The 16238-nt window shown below is 63.2% G+C and carries 11 protein-coding genes; 1 reads left to right on the forward strand and 10 read right to left on the reverse strand.

Annotated features, from left to right (window positions below):
- Positions 1-1947 (reverse strand): Ig-like domain-containing protein (locus NKI21_RS17655; RefSeq protein ID WP_352722591.1); only part of this gene is annotated, 1947 nt, incomplete at its 3' end.
- A 324-nt stretch (positions 1948-2271) separates the two neighbouring features.
- On the opposite strand from NKI21_RS17655, the gene NKI21_RS17660 reads away from it, so the two are divergent.
- Positions 2272-3204, forward strand: coding sequence for a transglutaminase-like cysteine peptidase (locus tag NKI21_RS17660; RefSeq protein WP_352441935.1), 933 nt, complete (start codon positions 2272-2274; stop codon positions 3202-3204).
- Positions 3205-3227: 23 nt separating this feature from the next.
- On the opposite strand, the gene NKI21_RS17665 is transcribed toward NKI21_RS17660, so the two are convergent.
- The 9 genes from NKI21_RS17665 to NKI21_RS17705 all read right to left on the reverse strand — a co-directional run bounded on the left by NKI21_RS17665 (position 3228) and on the right by NKI21_RS17705 (position 16118).
- Complete coding sequence (locus NKI21_RS17665) at positions 3228-3866, reverse strand: ribbon-helix-helix domain-containing protein (RefSeq protein ID WP_128304952.1); 639 nt, start codon at positions 3864-3866, stop codon at positions 3228-3230.
- On the reverse strand, positions 3856-5145 hold the full coding sequence (locus NKI21_RS17670) for an HlyD family type I secretion periplasmic adaptor subunit (RefSeq protein WP_352441934.1): 1290 nt from the start codon (positions 5143-5145) through the stop codon (positions 3856-3858). The genes NKI21_RS17665 and NKI21_RS17670 overlap by 11 nt, the downstream gene beginning before the upstream one ends.
- A gap of 42 nt (positions 5146-5187) precedes the next feature.
- On the reverse strand, positions 5188-7320 hold the full coding sequence (locus NKI21_RS17675) for a type I secretion system permease/ATPase (protein ID WP_023809953.1): 2133 nt from the start codon (positions 7318-7320) through the stop codon (positions 5188-5190).
- A 39-nt stretch (positions 7321-7359) separates the two neighbouring features.
- Positions 7360-8808 carry a TolC family protein gene (locus NKI21_RS17680; RefSeq protein WP_128304949.1) on the reverse strand — a complete coding sequence of 483 codons (1449 nt, stop codon included), beginning with the start codon at positions 8806-8808 and terminating at the stop codon, positions 7360-7362.
- 419 nt (positions 8809-9227) lie between these two features.
- Positions 9228-9791 carry an invasion associated locus B family protein gene (locus tag NKI21_RS17685; RefSeq protein ID WP_196815310.1) on the reverse strand — a complete coding sequence of 188 codons (564 nt, stop codon included), beginning with the start codon at positions 9789-9791 and terminating at the stop codon, positions 9228-9230.
- Positions 9761-10222 carry a DUF4189 domain-containing protein gene (locus tag NKI21_RS17690; RefSeq protein ID WP_023809956.1) on the reverse strand — a complete coding sequence of 154 codons (462 nt, stop codon included), beginning with the start codon at positions 10220-10222 and terminating at the stop codon, positions 9761-9763. The genes NKI21_RS17685 and NKI21_RS17690 overlap by 31 nt, the downstream gene beginning before the upstream one ends.
- A 38-nt stretch (positions 10223-10260) precedes the next feature.
- Complete coding sequence (locus NKI21_RS17695) at positions 10261-10929, reverse strand: hypothetical protein (RefSeq protein ID WP_023809957.1); 669 nt, start codon at positions 10927-10929, stop codon at positions 10261-10263.
- 13 nt (positions 10930-10942) lie between these two features.
- Positions 10943-11500, reverse strand: a complete 558-nt coding sequence (locus tag NKI21_RS17700; RefSeq protein ID WP_023809958.1) for an invasion associated locus B family protein — start codon at positions 11498-11500, stop codon at positions 10943-10945.
- A 7-nt stretch (positions 11501-11507) separates the two neighbouring features.
- Positions 11508-16118 carry a YadA-like family protein gene (locus tag NKI21_RS17705; protein WP_502896764.1) on the reverse strand — a complete coding sequence of 1537 codons (4611 nt, stop codon included), beginning with the start codon at positions 16116-16118 and terminating at the stop codon, positions 11508-11510.
- Positions 16119-16238 lie beyond the last annotated feature (120 nt).

A 16238-nucleotide genomic window follows, 5' to 3' on the forward strand; every position in this document is an offset into this window, starting at 1 on the left:
CGTGCCGTCCGTCAGCACGTTGCCGCTCACGATGCCGCCCTCGACAACGCTGTTGGTGTCGGCATGTGCCGTCGGAATGTCGTCGATAATTTTCACGGAGAGCGTGGCGTTGGCGCTCTGCAGATCCTGGTCGGTCAGCGTGACGGTGAAGTTCTCGAAGAGGTTGTTGGTGCCCTGGATGGGGTCATGCCCCTCGTTGTCGAGCAGTGTGTAGGTGTAGCTCACCTCACCGGTGGCGGCATTGTAGCCTGTCACCGTCAGCGTGTTGCCGAGCGTCGTCGTGAACGAGCCGCCCGTGAACACGCCATCGGTGATGAAGGCGTTGCCGTCGATCGCCAGCGAGTGGATGCCGTCGGGCGAGGAGACGGTGAAGGTGCCGGCGCCGGCCTCGGCCGTGCTTGCCGGATCGGACCCAGGCCCGCCCGGCGTGCCGATATTCAACGCCGCCTCGTTGACGACGACGTCGCCGCCGGTGGCCTCCGGCGTCAGGTCGGTGATCACAGGCGTCGAGTTGCCGATCGAAATCGTCAGCGTGGTATGCGAGGTGTCGCCGTCGCCATCCTTGATCGTGTAGGTGAACACGTCGTTGACGCCGCCGGGCGTGCCGGCAGCGCGCACATAGCTGTAGGAGCCGTCCGCCAGCAGTGTCAGCGTGCCGTAGCTGCCCTGGATCGGCGCGTTCAGCGTGGCCGCATTGTCGACATCGGTATTGGTGTTGCCGGCCTGCACGCCAACCACAGTCGCGCCATCGGCGCCCTTGGTGTCGGCAACGCCGTCCGTCGCGTTGGCGTCGCCGGCATCGGTTCCGCCAGCCAGTACATTGCCTGTCGCCGGGCCGAACTGGCCGGCCGCGATGCTGTCGGTGTCGGCGTGCGCCGTTGGCACATCGTCGACGATGGCGACGGCGAAGGTGGTGCTGGCAGTATCGCCGTCGACATCCGTGACAGTGATGGTGAAATTCTCAGGAACCGTGTCGGTGCTAGGATCATAGCCGGGTGTCTGATCCGTATGGGAAACCGATTCGGTCACCGTATAATTGTATTCGATGGCACCGGTGCTCGGATTGAAGGAGACGATCGTCAGGTAACCGTACTGCCCTGGGATGTGCTGATCGACGCCGGTGACGGTGACACCGTTGATGACGATCGAGCCAATTCCATCCGGCGCGTCGATGCTGATCGTTCCAGTGCTGGACGTTTCTTTGTCGGTCGGCGCTTCGCTACCCGGAGTTTGCGCCCCACCGCCATCGAGGCCAGTTTCACTAGCCGCTTCGGTCGGGGCAAGCAGTGACGTGGCCGTCACTGAAACCTGCCTGTCGACGATCGAGGGAAACAGCTCGCGCCGCTCCAGAAGCCCGAACTGCAGAGCCGTCGGGGGCAACAGGGCCGACAGGTCGAACCCGTCGCCGATGCCGCCGGGGGGAACCGAGAAATCTCCGCCTGCGCTTGAATTCGAACCGCCCGGGCCGGCCGACATGGAGCCGTCGGCGCCGAAGGCGACATCGACATGGCTGGCTTCGAGTGCCGCCAGCAAAGCAACGCGCGGCACCTCGACGTCGCCGATGATGAAGGTCGGCACGTTCAGGGCGCCATCCTTGACCACGATTACCGAGCCGTCGGCCTGTTCGAGCAGAAGGTTTTGGCCATCGACCTTGATGTTGTCGATGGAGGCGTTGGCGGGAAGCCTCACCACATGGCTGGCGTCGGCTACGTATTCGTGCGGCGCAGCTGCCGGCGGTGCCTTTGCTTCCGCGGGGGCTTCTGGCTTGACAGGCGCTCCGCCGCCGACATCGACCGGCACCGGTTCGGACGCTGCCGGCGCGGGCTGCGTCGAATTTGCCTGTGCGACCCGGATCTCCGCCGGCGACGCCTGATCGGCGTGTTCATTGGACGCGGAATGCTCGTTCAAGGAAGCCGAAAAGCTGTCCAACTCGATATTGTTCGTCATGGCTGAAACCCCTCCGATATTTACCGGATAGAGACAGCGGCCACTTCTACTTTGCAACTGCCCCCTAATCTATTTCATATATTATGATATGCATTGCCCGGCATTTTTTACACGTGGTAAACCGCAACAATATAACCTGATATATGTTGGTTTCTGGAGGTCTGGTTGACGGATGACTAGTCGGCATCTTTTTGGTGAACCAAAGTATAAATTTGAATGAAATTTTAGACAAACTGGATAAAGACAGTTGCTGGATATTTATCCACCTTCCTTTCCAATAATTTGAGACAAGATTGGTAGCGTCCACAGTCAAAGGTGGGCGTTATGAAAAAGCAAAAAACAGTTCCGGGAAAAACCCGGCTCCAGATGCTCCTGCTGGCAATCGGGCTTGTCGGCCTGGCGGGGCCGTCATTCGCGAGCGATATCGCCGCATCCGGCTGGCCTCAGGAGAAGGTCCAGACGCCGCCCTGTCTCGGCGGTGTTTCGCTGGCGAGGCCCCAGCCCAGGCAGCCTGCGGGCGCTTACCGGATCGGTCAGGTCATCAGCAGCTATGGCCCGGCAGATGCTGACCGCGGGGATGGCTCGTCAACGGCGCGAGATGACGCCGGGATAGATCCGGTGCAGACCGCGTCGATCATTCCGGGGGTCTTCGGATCGGTTGCCTTGTCCATGCGCAATTTTCCCGTCGCGGCGCGCTGGGCGCCCGTGTACCGGGCAATCACCGCTTGTTCGGCGGGCAGCCCCTGCGAGCGCAAGAGCACAGCTTTTGCCGGCATGGTCGCCGCCGCTCAAGGCAAGGGATTCAGCGAGAAGCTGTCCTTCGTCAACAGCAGCGTAAATCGCCTGATCGCCTACAGGAAAGATAGCGTCGTCTACGGCAAGCTCGACTATTGGGCGAAGCCTTCGGAGATTCTCGAGCGGCGAGCCGGCGATTGCGAGGATTTCGCCATTCTCAAGATGACGGCCCTGCTGAGGGCCGGCATCCCGACGCAGAGCATGGCGCTTGTCGTCCTCCAGGATCGCAAGCGAGGCTTCTTTCACGCAGTGCTGTCGGTGAGCACAGGCAGCGGCACCTTCATTCTCGACAGCCTCAGCAACACTGTGGTGCGTGACAGCGATCTCCCGGATTATGTTCCGCTTTATTCGTTCAGCACGGACCGGGCCTGGATCCACGGTTCAAGACCGGGCGGAGCCCAGATGGCTGACATCAAAGGCGGTTTCGCAACCGTCGCACCTGGCGAAGGTTTTCAGCCATAAGTTCTCGTTGGATTGGTGGTGATTCAACCGCCGAAGACGAACGCCATCAGCAGCTCTGGCTCGAGCACCGGAGCCCGCACCGCATTCAATTGCCCCCGGTAACGACGGTCACCCGCACCGATGACAAAGCCGGTGGCCACCGGCGATTCGCCATTGGCATCGAGCCGCGCGAAGATGTCGGCTACGTTGAGGTCCAATGCCAGCTTGAGATCGTGCCGTGCGTCATCGCTTGGGGCTATCGGCAATTGACGTTTGACCAGTTGCTGGAACGGCGCGTTGAACGACAGGATCTTCTTCGACGATGCCAGGGCAAAGGCCGGGGACGGGCAAGCGACGAGTATGGCGTTGATGGTGTTGATCGATGCAAGCCTTCGCAAGGTCAGGTTTTCATCCGCCAATCCACGCATGCAGGCCACCCGGATCGCGGATGTCAAATTGCCTGTCTGTGCCTGGCTTTCGGCGATCTCGTCGATGAGCATGCCGATCGTGCATTTCCTGCGTTCGGCCATCTGCTTCAGCGACAACCAGAATGCCCGCTCCAAGCGGATGCCGCGTCTTATGCCGCCACGCGCCACGACCCGAAATTCAAGCCCGAAATCCTCGGCCGCGACTGGCGGAAGCAGTCGCTCGCCATCAGGATGAGGGCTGGCGCTACCGCTCACTCATCGCCTCCTCGCGCGCCTTGTTGATCGGCTTCAGGAGGTAGTGCAGGATCGTCTTGCGCCCGGTCTTGATGTCGACCGAGCAGATCATGCCGGGAATGATCGAATAGGCCTTGCCGTCTCTTTGAAGGGTCGATTTGTCCGTCGCCACGCGCACCTGATAGTAGGGTTCCCCCGTTTTCTGATCGACCAGGCTGTCGGCTGTGATGTTGGAGACCTTGCCCTCGATGCCGCCGAAGATCGAGAAATCATAGGCGGTGACCTTGATAAGGGCCTCCTGGTCGGGACGGATGAACGCGACATCCCGTGGCGAGACCCGTGCCTCCACCAGCAACGTCTCGGAGGTCGGCACGATGCCGGCGACGACGGCGCCAGGCTGGACGAAAGCGCCGACCGTGTTGAGCTCCAGCGTGTTGACGATGCCATCCACGGGAGACCGGATGTCGGTGCGCGCGACCTTGTCGGTGGCCCCCCTTATGGTTTCATCCACTACCGAAAGTTCCGCCAGCGCCTGGGTAAGGTCGTCCAACGCCTCCTGCTGCAGTTGCAAGCCGAGTTCCTCGACCTGCAGCTGGGCTTCCGTGATCGACGATTTGATCTTCTTTATTGTTTCGCCGGCCAGGTTCAGCTGGCCGTTGAGCTCGGTCTGTTCGCGCTCTACCCGGAGCTGCTCGGTCCTTGCCATCAGGCCTTTCTTGACCATCGCGTCGACCAGTTTTGCCTCCTGGTCGCTGACGACCAGGTTCTTGGTCAGACGGTCGGAATTGGCCACCGCCTCGGCCAGTTCCCTCTCGCGCTGATCGAGGCGTGACTTGAGCACGGACAGCTTGTTGTCGAAGTTCCCGCGCCGGGCAATGAGCAGCTTCTGTTCATTGTCGCAAATCTGCGGAGCGACCGACTGAATGTCCGGCGGGCACGGAAATGGGCCTGAGAGATTGCCGGCCTGTTCGTATTTCAGCCTTGCTATGCGCACTTCCAGCGCGCGCGCCTTGGCCTGCTGCTCGCCAAGGCTGGATGTGTTGAGCGTGTTGTCCAGGCGGATGATGAGATCGTTCTTCTTGACGATCTGGCCAATCGTGACTGCGATTTCCTGAACGACGCCGGCCTCGCTCGCCTGAATGATCTGGGTCTTGGAAGCGGGTATGACCTTGCCATCGCCGCGTGCGATCTCATCGACCTCGGCAAAGGACGCCCAAGCGACAAAAACGACGAAGAGCGCTCCGATGATGAATATGGACGCCGACGCAAACAGCGGCGGTCGATCTTCCCTGGCAAGCATTTCCCACGCCCCAACGCATTGGATGCAGCAATAATTGTTTTGTCAGGCGCTTGTTTTCTGCAACGCCTGTATGACTTGGTCCTTCGGTCCGTCGGCAACGATCTTGCCCCGTTCGATAACGATCAGGCGGTCGGCCAGCTCAAGCATGCTGAACCGATGTGTGGAGACGATCAGCGTCGTGTCGCGGTCGAAAGCGACTTTGAGCTGCTTGATCAACTGGCGTTCCGAGGCAAGATCCATCGAGCCCGACGGCTCATCCAGAAAGACGATTTTCGGTTTGGTCAAAAGCAGGCGTGCGATCGCCACGGTCTGCCTCTGGCCGCCGGAAAGATTGGTGCCGCGCTCGCCGACATTCATGTCGTAGCCGCGCGGGTGGCGTGAAACGAAATCGTCGACGCCGGCCGCCTTTGCAGCTTCGATGATCTGTTCGTCTGTAGCCTCGGGGCATGCCATCAGGAGGTTTTCCTTGATGGTGCCCGAGAACAGGTCGCCGGCCTGCGCAACGATGCCGACCGCGGCGCGAACCTCGGACGGGTGATACTGGCGAATGTCGATCCCATCCAGCAGCAACTCACCGGAAGTCGGCAGGAAGAGCCGGCCGATCAGCCGCCCCATCGTCGTCTTTCCCGATCCTATGCGGCCGATGATGCCGATCCGCTCCCCTGGCTTCACCGAGAAATTCAGGCCGGTCAGAACCTCGTTCTCCGAGCCGGGATAGACGAACCCGACGTTCCTGAACACCATCGCCCCCTTGCGAATGGGGCGGTTGACGAAACCCACCGTGTCAGGTCGGTCTTCCGGTTGAGCCATGATCGAATTCACCATTCTCAGCGAGAGCATGGCCTGGCGAAACCGGGACAACGTTATGGCGATCTGGCCGAGCGGCGCCACGGCCCTGCTCGCCAGCATCACCGTTCCTATGATTGCTCCTGTCGAAACATGCCCTTCCGAGAAGGCATAGGCGCCGGCCACGACCAGGGCGACGGTCACCAGCTGTTGTATGGACTGGGTGATGTTGCCCGCCGCCGCCGAAAGCTGCTTGATCTTCTCGGACGTGTTGGCGGCGTTCTTGGAGTGCTCCCCCCATTTTCGCAGCAGATACGCCTCGGCGCGCAGCGACTTGATCGTCTCCAGCGTCGAGATGGATTCGACCAGCAGTGCCTGGCGCTGCGATGCTTCGTTCATCGAGGCGGCGACGCGCTTGCCGATGCGGCGCTGGGTGACCAGGCCGACGATGACGGACATCACGAAGGCCAGCGCCGGTATGATCACCAGCCAGCCGCCAATTGCATAGATCACAAGGAGAAAGACGAAGACGAATGCCGTGTCGATGAACACGCTTATGGTGTTGGAGGTGAAGAACTCCCTGACGAATTCATATTGCGTGACCCTGTTTGCGTATTCACCGGTCGAACCGGGGCGCGCCGACAGCGACGAGTTCAGCACTTTCTCGAACAGCAGATAGGATATTCGGAGATCCGCCTTGCGCCCGGCATAGTCGATGAGGGAAGCCCTGGCCGTCTTCAAAAGCAGGTCGAACAGGATGACCGCACCGATGCCGAGAGCCAGCACCCACAGTGTCGATATTGCCTTGTTCGGCAGGATCCTGTCGTAGACGTTCATGGTGAAGATCGGCGAGGCTATGGCCAGCAGATTGATGAACACCGCCGCCAGGACGACTTTCGAATAGGTGCGCCAGAAAGCGCCCATCGTCCCCGTGAGCCAATGTCTCCGCTCGATCCTGGCCGCCGAGCCGACCGACATGGTCTCGGCGGCATTGGCGTAGGTGATCGAGAAGGAAGCGCCGCCGCTGATGTAGCTGGCGGCCAGTTCCGATCGGCCGATCGCGGTGCGGCCGTCTTCCTGGGGCGCGGTGATATACGCATCGTCTTCGCCTAGAGCGAGCAGGGCAACGGGCAATTGGCTGACGCGAAAGACGATTGCGGGCAGATCGATACGCCCCCTGAGAAAATCCCGGTGGTTGAACTCGGTGACTTCCAGGCCGATGCGTTCGGCAAGGTGCCTGATGTCGTCGACCGCAATTCGCGTGTCCGAGAGCGGCACGCCGGCAAACAGCACGGTCTCCGCGCTCGGCCTGCCGAGATATCCGGCAACGGCTGAGAAACAGGCCTTGAACGCCTCCTTGGGGGAGAGGATGTTGGGTTGCTGGTTCACGATCTGCCCGTCAGGACGCTCGCTGGACCTTGCGTCGTCTTATTTCTTCCTCACCGGAGCGAGGATGTCGAAAGGCAGGTCGCTCTTCTGCTCCGACGGCGTCCGCGCATAGGTCTCGGTGTCCGCGGTTTCCGGTGCTGCGAACTCGGTGCGTGCATAGGCTGTCGCCTGCTTTGCCGGCTGAAGGTTCATCGTTTTCAGCAACTGTCCGGTCGCGGCCAGAAGCCGGTACTGGGCAAACAGCGATGCGTAGGACGCGGTATCCGCCAGCGTTGCCGTGTTGAACCGCGTATTCTGCGCGTCGAGCACGTCGAGCAGCGAGCGCTGTCCAACCTTGAACTGCTCGCGATAGGAAGCGACCAGCTTCTCATTGGCGGCGGCTTGCTGCCTCAGGGTCTTCGCCAGATCGGCTTGTCGGAAACGACGATCCCACGACGTGCGAACGGCTTCCTCGATTTCGCGCTGCACCTGATGCAGCGCCAGACGCTGTTCGCTGGTGCGGCGGATCTGCTCCTGCTCGTTGGCCTTGTCGATACCACCGCGGTAGAGATTCCACCGCAGGACCACGCGTGCCTGCAGGTCGCTGGTGTCGCCATCGTCGCCGTCAATGTCAGTTCCCGCCCGGGCGCGACCTTCAGCGATGATGGAGGGGCCGAATTTAGCCCGTGCGGCATCCACGAGGGAAGCCGCCGCGTCGATGTCGCTGTTGGCCATGTGCACGCGCGGATTGCTTTCGCGCGCCAACCCTATTGCCTCGTCAAGCGATCGCGGGAGCGCAGCCGAGACATCGCCCGGCCTCGATGGGCTGGTCAGTGGCTTTCCGACGGTCTTGAAGAAGCGGATCTTGGCCGCTTCCAGTTCCTCGGTCGCCTCCTGCATGCGCGCCTTGGCGGCAAACAGCCGTTCCTCGGCCTGCTGCCGGTCGGCCTCGTTCAGCGCGCCGCCCGAAATGCCTTGCCGGATGTCGCCGAGAATTCCCTGGTGGAAGCCGAGATTTTTCTTCGCTTCGACAACGATCGAAGCCTGCAGCATGTATTCCAGATAGTCCTGGACAACGGACAGCCCGATGAATTCGGACCGTTCCAGCACCCGGAACGAAGCGCCATCGACGCGCGATGCCTGACGGTTCAATTCGGCCCGCCTTGCGCCGCTGTCATAAAGCGTCTGCGAAACGGTAAGATCCGTTTCAGCCGGATAGAGCGCGTCGTCTTCGATGGAAAGGGAGCGCCGGGATGAATTGTCGAGCCGGCGAACGCCGGCCGATGCCTCGACATCGACACTGGGAAGATAAAGGCCCTTGGCCTGCCGCAACTCGAACTCGATTGCTTCGCGATTTTCGATCGCCTGTCCAATCTCGGGATTGGATTCCACCGCGACAGCCATCGCCTCCTTGAGCGTAAGCGCATGAGCACTCCCGCAGGTCAGCATGGTGGCCGCCATCAAAAGACCAAGGCGCCTGCCTATGGTCGACATGTTTGTCGTATTCATCAATCCCACCCTAACGTTTCCCCAGCGTCCTTTTCAGAGCGCTAACCAAGCCAAGGCCTGCCCGTCGGTGGATTATTCACAAATTCACGAAATATGTGAGCGATTATTGATTTAGAGGTCGCTAAATAGCCTTTTTGGGCAACAAGGCTGCGAGATGTAGCAAAAATAGCACATAACGTCGGCTCGCTCCGGTTGTATCCGGACGCCGCACTCTGCGGGATAGCCCGAAAAACGGCAGGTCAGTGGGCCGATATGGCCAGAATCATGCCATGTGGGTATGGCGGCTGTTGATGACCCAACCTGAAGTTGAGCCATTTTCAGGTACGCCCTCTCGGCAGCCGCCCCAAAATACTCCGTCGCGGCGGCCGGCGTGCGCGTCATGTCGCTGATTGCGGCCAAAAGCTGGGTCAGCGCGCACCCTAATTTGCGCTCAACGCCACCATGCGGTCGAGCGCCGCGGTCAGGCCGCGAAGCGAGACCGGGAAGCTCAGCGGGGTCTCGGCGTCCGTCGTCACATTGAGCTTCAGCACCGAGCCTCCCCTCAGCTTTCCGAGCGTCGGCCGATCGACGGTAAAGACCGAGACGCAACCCGTCGGCAGGCAGGTCCTGAAGCGCTGCGGGGACAGTGGCGGCTGATCGTCGATCTGCAGCGTCACGCCCGGGTCGAGCAGGATGCCGAAGGGCAGAAGCAGGGTAGCCGTCGTCGAGCCGTCCGGGCGTGCCGCGATCTCCACGGCAAGAAGCCTCTGCCCGTTCTGCTGGACCTGATCTTGCGCGAGCGAGCACACTCTCGCCTTCTCTCGAACCGAGCAGGTCACACTCCAATCCTGATAGACTTCACGCAGCGATGAGGGTCCATCCGGGACAGCCGCCACCTGTTGCTGGGCAGACACCGGCGACATCAACGAGAATAGAATTGCCCCACATGCGGAGACGGCCTTCGGGCCAGGCTTCATGTGCAGACCCACTCGCGGATCTTGCATTTCTCTCCCGCCGCCTCGCAGGCCTGCAAAGCGAGATCCTCCGCTTCGCGACGGGTCTCGGCCGAGTTCACGCCCCAGGGCGTGAAACGGTTCTCCACCTTGTCTGCCACGGCGAGTGCACCGCAGTGCTTGTAGGGAAAGCCGGTCTCGTCGTCATCATTCCAATGGCGGTGGTTGCGGAAGACGGTGACGACGTTGCAGGCCTTTCCGCCCGCGTTCTCGCAATATTTCTGTGCGATGTCCTTCGCTTCCTGCCGCTTGTCGGCGCCCCAGAAGAAGCCGTATTTGCTATCGGCCTGCGAATAGGCAATGGCCGCCCAGATGCCTTTTTCCTCCTGTTGCGGTTCCGATGGGGCCACAAGGTCGGCCGAGACGACTTGTCCGCTCCACAACAGGGTCAAGCCCAAAACTGCCAAAGCCTGCAATCTCATGGTCGGCATCCTTTCCTTAACCTCAATCGCTTCGCGTCCTACTTCGCCGCCGAAGCGAGGGAGATCACCACACAGCTTTTGCCCGTCGGCAGGAGAAGCGCTTCACCGGCATTGCCGCCGAGCTCGTAGACCTCGACCTGCCCGAGATGGTCGGTAATCTTGCTGCCCTGCGGCAGGATGGATGCGATGTCGGCGCACGGGCTGGCGAATGGCGCCACCCGCACCATCGCCCCTTCGCAACCCGTGGCGGTGGGCGATGCGAAGACGATGCCGGCGGCCGGTCCGCTATAGCGTTCCGACGCATAATCCATGCCGACAAAGGCCTGGATGGCGTGCTTGTCGGCGGCCTGGTCGTTCCACAGGGATTTGACGCTGTATTTCGTGCCGTTCGTCAGAATCTGTCCGAGCGCCGGATAGACGGTCGAGCAGGCCTGCACTCCGGCCTGCTTGACATGCTCGAGGAAGGGCGTGTCCGGAAGCACGGGGGCCGCCGCAGTTTCTGCGGGTGCGGCCGTCGCGCCGCCGACCAGATTGGCGATGGCGGCATAGTTCCCTGCGGCGAAGCCAAGGCCCGCCACGACCAATCCCAGAAGTGAATATCCGGCCACGCGTGGCCAGCGCCGCCTTGGGGACTCGGCCCGCCTCTGCCGATCCGCCTCGACGGTCGCAGTGCGTTTCGCGGACGTGAACTGGTCCTGCTGGCTCATGGTGATGCCCCGGTTATTTGAGTGGTGAAAGGGCCTCTGACAGCCCCTTGAGCGTTGCGGTCACGGTGATCGTCTGACCGTCGACCGTCGAATAGGAGATCGCCGGTGTCGCATTCTGCGAGATCTGTCGGCGCATGACGGGGCCTACCGGCAACATGCCGACGCAGACCATTTCGTTGCAGCCGTTCAGGTGCACGTCGATCGGCTGCTTCTGTCCATCGAACTTCAGTGACACCAGGCCATCGCTCCTGGCGTTCGGAGCGGTGCGCAGGATCATATACGGCTTGCCGTCCTGGGTGGCGGCGAGCGACCAGCTGAAAGCCATCTTGCCTGATGCGTCCTCGATGATCTGCGAGACGTTGCAGACCTTCTTGCGAGCCTTGAGGTTCTCGTCGCAGATCAGCGTCCAGTTATCGAATGGGCGGATGGTGCGCTGATAGTCTCCGAGCTTGACCTCGGGCGGCACCACTACGTCCGATGGCTTGATCCTGTAGGTCGACGCGACCTGCCCGGCGGACGGCACGAGGCCGCCGCAGAGCGCCAGGCAGGTCAGGGCAACAAGTCCTTTCATTCCTGCCTCAGTTCAAGGTGAAGCTGATGCCGGCGCCGACACCGACATGCCCACCCGCGGCCGTGCCCGACAGATTGCCCCGGATGCGGCCGTCTTCACTGGTGTAACCAGCGCCGAAGGCGAACGCGCCTGCGTCCCGCCACAAGCCGCCACCCGCCGCGACGCTCAGCTTTCCGGGCCGGTCGTCATAGCGCAGCGAGGCGGCCGCAAGGCCTATCGCGGCCGCCTGCCGCGCCTCGTCGCGGATGCCGCTGATGTCCGAATTGAGCTGGCTGAGCTTCTGGTCGGTATAGTCGTTGGCCTGCTGCAAGGTCGTGACCGCCACCTTGTCGGTGTAGTCGTTGGACGTATCGATAGCGTAGGCCACGCGGTTGTCCGTATAGCTCTTGCCCGCGGTCAGGCCCTGGTTCATCTGGTCGACGTTGACCGCATCGGTCCCTTTGACGCCGGGGCCGACATTGGAGATGACGACCGGCGCGTTGACGTCGCCACCTTGCAGCGTGATGGTGTTCGTCTTGTTGCCGCCCTGGGTGTCATAGGTCACCGCGTTCTGGGTAAGGTTTCCGACGCCGGCTTTCAGATCCTCGATCGCCGTGTTGGTGGCGTAGAGCTGCGAGCCGTTGATCGCATCGGTGCTGCCGGCATCGACGCGGCCGGCGGCGACATTGGTGATCGTCCGCTCGGCGCCGGCGTCGCCGACGCTGACGGTTCCGGTCGGCGTCGTCCCGGCATAAGTGTAGGTCTTGCCGTTGATGACGGTGCTGGAGGTCCCGACGGCGGTCTGTGTCACCGAACCGGAACCGAGCGCCACATCGTTGGCGTTGTTGGCCTTGGCGCCTTGGCCGAGCGCGACGGCGCCCTGCCCGGTGGCCGTCGAGCCATGTCCCGCAGCCAGGCTGTCGGTGCCGCTCGCCACACTCTCCGGCCCGATCGCCACGGCGTTGGTGCCGCCGGCGATGCTGTCGGCCAGCGTCGAGTTGGCGTGGAAATATTTGATGCCGCCGCCATTGCTGATGCTGGTCAGCGCATTGTCGACGGCCGTGAAGCCGTCATAGACGGTGGAATAATTGTTGCCCTGGATGGTGTAGGTCGGGCCGGTGATGGAGCCGTCGGGATTGACGGTCGTGCCGCCGCCGAACAGGTTGCTGACGTTTTGCGTCACGCCGCGCAATTGCGAGACGTTGACGCCGTCGGTATCGGCCGAGCCCGCCGCGACGTTGGTGAGCTTGCGTTCGGCCCCGGCGGCGCCGATCGACACCTCGCCGACCGAGGTCTGCGAACCGGCGAGCGCAAAGGCCGTGTAGCCGGCCTGCGCGCCGACGCTGGTGATGGACTGCGCGCCGAGCGCAACGCTGTTGATGAAGGTGCTCTGGGCGCCGGCGCCGAGCGCCACCGACTGGATGCCGGACGCCAGCGAATTGGTGCCGAGCGCCAGGCCGTCGGCCAGCATCACGTGGGCGCCTTGGCCGATCGCTGTGCCGCCGGGTGCATCCTGCTCGACAGTGGCGCCATTGCCGATGCCGATGCCGTTGTCGCCGTTGACGACCGTCGTCGGGCCGACCGCGACCGATTCCGCGCCGACCGCCAGCGAGTCGCCCGCCGCCGAATTGGCATGGAAGTATTTCGTCGACGTCACCGAGACGGAGGCGATGGCGCCCTGCAGCTGCCGAAGCGTTACCGCATCCTGAGATTGCGTGCCGTCGGCCACATTGGTGATCTGCCGATACGAGGTAGCGTCGCCGACCGAAACGGCGCCGAGCAGCGTCTTGTCGGTCGTGTTGTACTGGATGAAGTTGGCTGGGCCGGCGGGCAGTTGCCCGGTAAGCGGAGCGATCGCGCGATCGGAGACCGAACCCGAGCCAAGCGCCACGCCGCCGTCGATGCTGACATTGCTGTCGCGGCCGAGCGCCAGTGCGCTGACGCCGGTGGCGGTCGCCTGGTAGCCGACGGCGGTGGAGCCGACGCCTTGTGCGAAGGAATCGGTTTGCGCCAAGCCTGCCTCGTTGGTGCGGGCGTAGCGGATGCCCACACCATTGGCGTCGGTATAGGCGGTCGACGTGTCGCCGGCGATGTTGTTGATCGTGTTGCCGAGATCGGTCACGCCACTGCCGATATTGGCGATATCGGTCGTATTCTGCGTGACCTGCTGGTTGGTGGCGAAGAGCTGCGAACCATTGACCGCATCGGTCGAACCGCCGTTCAACTGCCCGGCCGCGACATTCTGGATCTGGCGTTCGGCGCCCGCCGAGCCGACCGAGAAGGCACCGGCCGGTGTGGCGCCGGCAAAGGTGTAGTTGACGCCGCCGATCGTTGTGCCACCGACGGCGGTCGTTGCGCCCGATGTCGAATTCAGGCCGATCGCCACGTCGCCGTCATTGTTGGCCACGGCGTTCGGGCCGACCGCGACGGAATCCGTTCCGAGAGCCTGTGAATCCGCCAGGGTCGAGTTGGCGTGGAAATACTTGATGCCGCCGCCGACATTGATGTTGCTGAGCGTGACGCCAATGGCGTCGACGGCCTGGTTGGTGGCGAAGAGCTGAGAGCCGTTGATCGCATCGGTCGAGAGCGCGCTGACGCGCCCCGCCGCCAGGTTGGTGAGCGTGCGTTCCGCACCGACCGCGCCGATGCTGACGGTCGAGAGCGGGTTGGTGCCCTGGAAGGCGTAGGTCGTGCCGTTGACCACGCCGCTCGCCGTGCCGACGGCCGTGGTGGTCACCGAGCCGGAGCCGAGCGCCACGTCGCCGGAGCTCGCCGCCGCTGTCGCGCCATTACCCAGCGCGACATTGCCGGCGAGGCCGGCCGCACCCGCGGTCGAGCCGTTGCCCAGTGCCACCGAGCCCTGCCCGATGGCCTTGTTGTTGTTGCCGATGGCGACGGCGCCGTTGGCCGTATTGGCCGCGGTGGCGCTCGCCGTGCCGTCACTGTTGGCGATGTTGTTGGCGCCACCGGTGAAGGCGCCGGTGCCGCTGGCATAGCTCGGATCGCCTATGGCGACCGCGCCGTCGCCATAGGCAACGTTGCCGTAGCCGATCGCGACCGCCTTGCCGCCATCGGCGGTCGCGCCCGTGCCGATGGCGACGGAGTCGGCGGAGATAGCGCCGGCGGCGGTACCGATGGCAATCGCATTGACGTCTTGTGCCACAGCGCCCGCTCCAACTGCTGTCGAGCTCGCCGCTGTCGCGATGGATGTCGTGCCTATGGCAATGGAGTCGTCGCCTCCCGCAGTGGACGAACGGCCACCGGCGAACGCACGGGCACCGGTGGCCTTGGATGTGGAACCGAGCGAAGTGGCGTACACTCCGCTGGCCGTGGCGCCCAATCCCAGCGCACTGGCATTTGCGGCGGTCGCCGCGGCGTTGTTACCCAAAGCCGTGGTGGAGACGTCCGTGGCCTGGGCTCCAGAGCCCGCCGCGACCGAGCCTACTCCGCTCGATACGGCCGAATTGCCCAGGGCCAGCGCGAATTGGCCCGAAGCCGTGGCGACGTTGCCGAACGCTGCCGAGTTTATCGCCGATGCATTTGCCTGGGGACCAACGGCTGCGGCATTGGTGCCGGCGGCCTGGGCCTGGAAGCCCACGGCTGCCGAACTGGCGCCGCCAGCCGACGTACCTATGCCGAGCGCGGTGCTGCCGACGCCGCCGGCGTTGGCACTGACGCCGGCTGCGAGAGAATTGTCTCCTATCGCATTTGCACCCGTCCCGAATGAGGAGGCGTTTATGCCGCTGGCAGCGGACGCGTTGCCGACCGCGGTGCTGGCAGAGCCGCTCGCAATCGAGGTCGCGCCCATCGCTATGGCGGACGTTCCCGTTGCCTTGCTCGCGCGCCCGATCGCAGTGGAGTCAACCTGAGACGCCGTCACATCCGTACCGATGGCGATGGCACTCTGGGCCAGCGCTCCGGTTCCGGCGCCAGTACGCGAGCCGAGATAGACGGCATTTATCGCGGTTGCGGTCGACTGGAAGCCGACAGCGATGGCATTCTGGCTGTTTGCAATGGTGTTGGTACCTTGGGCAACGGTGTCCAGTCCCGACGAGACCGCCTGGCTCCCGATCGCGATGGCGCGCGTCCCGGTGGCCTGGGACCCCCAGCCTCCCGCGAACGATATGTTGCCGCTGGCCAGGGAGCTGACGCCGACTGCGGTGGAGTTGCCACCCGAAGCAACGGAGAAGGTGCCGAGCGCGCTGGCGCCGGCACCGGTGGCATTGGCGTTGACGCCGATCGCTACCGTATTGATGTTGTTCGAGACCGTGGCGGAGCCCAGTGCTATCGCGCCGCCGGTACCGGTAGCCGATGCTGTGCGACCGATAGCGATCCCGTATTGCGCCGACGAATTGGCCTGGAAGCCGAGCGCTATGGCCCAGTTAAGGCTGGCGGTTGAGCCGTTTCCGATCGCCACGGCCTCGGGAGCGGTCGCCGACCCGCCGCCGGCCTGATATTGTGCCTGCGCGGGCGTGGCGAGGCCGAGCGCGGCGATCGCCGCCAGGCCACCGATGATGCTGGCCGGGCTGACGGATGAGGCCAGCGCCGAACGCACACTGCCGCCGACGCCCAATGTTCCCAGTCCCATGTTCTTGCGGCCGAGGCCCAGCACCCGATGCGCCATGCGCAGCACCGCCATCAAGCGGCGGCGCGTCGAGCGTGAGCCATGATCGGCCCCCGCGATCCAGTGCCCGGCGAAATGCGCCGCGCGACGCTGAACAAGAAGCGAGCCGTTCGAAATGTGATTGTCGGTCATGGT

The organism is Mesorhizobium sp. M0715, from assembly GCF_040320355.1.
GTDB lineage: Bacteria > Pseudomonadota > Alphaproteobacteria > Rhizobiales > Rhizobiaceae > Mesorhizobium.

What these genes read in the sequence shown, in the direction of transcription:
- NKI21_RS17660 (WP_352441935.1), top strand. Translation starts at nt 2,272, where the DNA reads ATGAAAAAGCAAAAAACAGTTCCGGGAAAAACCCGGCTCCAGATGCTC.
- NKI21_RS17670 (WP_352441934.1), bottom strand. Translation starts at nt 5,145, where the DNA reads ATGCTTGCCAGGGAAGATCGACCGCCGCTGTTTGCGTCGGCGTCCATA.
- NKI21_RS17680 (WP_128304949.1), bottom strand. Translation starts at nt 8,808, where the DNA reads ATGAATACGACAAACATGTCGACCATAGGCAGGCGCCTTGGTCTTTTG.
- NKI21_RS17685 (WP_196815310.1), bottom strand. Translation starts at nt 9,791, where the DNA reads ATGCAAGATCCGCGAGTGGGTCTGCACATGAAGCCTGGCCCGAAGGCC.
- NKI21_RS17690 (WP_023809956.1), bottom strand. Translation starts at nt 10,222, where the DNA reads ATGAGATTGCAGGCTTTGGCAGTTTTGGGCTTGACCCTGTTGTGGAGC.
- NKI21_RS17695 (WP_023809957.1), bottom strand. Translation starts at nt 10,929, where the DNA reads ATGAGCCAGCAGGACCAGTTCACGTCCGCGAAACGCACTGCGACCGTC.
- NKI21_RS17700 (WP_023809958.1), bottom strand. Translation starts at nt 11,500, where the DNA reads ATGAAAGGACTTGTTGCCCTGACCTGCCTGGCGCTCTGCGGCGGCCTC.
- NKI21_RS17705 (WP_502896764.1), bottom strand. Translation starts at nt 16,118, where the DNA reads ATGGCGGTGCTGCGCATGGCGCATCGGGTGCTGGGCCTCGGCCGCAAG.